This window comes from Natrinema soli (assembly GCF_028618695.1).
In genome coordinates, this window is sequence record NZ_JAQIVI010000064.1 from 1 (window position 1) to 1,284 (window position 1,284).

Consider the following 1,284-nt stretch of genomic DNA (forward strand, 5'->3'; position numbering starts at 1 on the left):
TCGTCAGCGAGGGGTCGAGCTTGGTTCCGACGCCGAGCAGGCCGCCCGGCGTGACGGTGTCGACGGTCTCGCCGCCGGCCTGCAACGAGCGGATGCTCGTCTGAATCGGGACGTACTCGCTCTGGCCGCCCTCCTCGACTTCGCGGCCGGGTCGGATCTCGATCTCGTCGCCGACCTCGAGTTCGCCCCGGACCAGACTGCCGCCGAGGACGCCGCCGGCCAGGTCTTTCGCCGTCGTCCCGGGTTTGTTGATGTCGAAGCTCCGGGCGACGTGCATCCGGGCATCGGTGTCGGGATCCCGCTCGGGAGTGGGGATCTCCTCCTCGATGGCCTGAATCAGCAGGTCGAGATTGACCTCCTGTCCCGCGGAGACGGGGACGATCGGGGCGTCCTCCGCGACCGTGCCCTCGACGAACTCCGTGATCTGCTCGTAGTTGTTGCGGGCGGTGTCCGCGTCGACGAGGTCGACCTTGTTCTGGGCGATGACGATGTTGTCGATGCCGATGATGTCCAGCGCCATCAGGTGCTCCTCGGTCTGGGGCTGGGGGACGGGTTCGTTGGCGCTGACGACCAGTACCGCGCCGTCCATCAGCGATGCGCCCGAAAGCATCGTCGCCATCAGGGTCTCGTGACCCGGGGCGTCGACGAACGAGACGGTCCGAAGCGGCTCGCTTTCCGAGCCGTCCGGACACTCCTCTGCTACAGTGTAACATTCGGGTTCGTCCGCTCCCTCGCAGTAGCGGAAGGTCGCGTCGGCGTAGCCGAGTCTGATGGAGATACCGCGTTTCATCTCCTCGGAGTGCTGGTCCGTCCACGAACCGCTCAGCGCTTGCACCAGCGTCGTCTTGCCGTGATCTACGTGACCGACGAGCCCGATGTTCACCTCCGGTTGTCGATTTCCTACCATAAGACGATGAGTAATCTTGGGTAGTGATTCCGCTGTGCGACTGATAAAGGTTGCGAGCTATCCCTTCGGTTTCGCCGACGATGAGACCGAGAGATTGCCACGCACACGGTCGGCGTCGAGCCGCCGAACCCGACGACTTTTCTCGCCCGCTGCCCTCCCCACTACCGTGTCAGAGTTCGCGTTCGAACTCGAGTTGTGCGCCCACCTCGAGTCGCGCAGGGAGGGGATCGTCGCCCGTCAGCTCGGCGGCAGCGTCGCCGATCCCGGCGGGCGGATTCTGGACGTGCTCTGCGTCGAGCCCGGTTCCGAGTTCGACGACCGCGTCGCGCTCGGCGTCGCTCATCGCCGCGAAGTTGGACGCGATCTGTACGTTGTTC

At 65.2% G+C, this 1,284-nt stretch carries 2 protein-coding genes; one reads left to right on the forward strand and one right to left on the reverse strand.

Annotated features, from left to right (window positions below; all coding sequences use genetic code 11):
* A partial coding sequence (locus tag PGX04_RS03990; protein WP_273737323.1) for a translation initiation factor IF-2 subunit gamma occupies positions 1-907 on the reverse strand: 907 nt, incomplete at its 3' end.
* Positions 908-1,073: 166 nt separating this feature from the next.
* Between PGX04_RS03990 and PGX04_RS03995 the strand changes: the two genes are divergently transcribed.
* Positions 1,074-1,284 (forward strand): DUF5787 family protein (locus PGX04_RS03995; protein ID WP_273737324.1); only part of this gene is annotated, 211 nt, incomplete at its 3' end.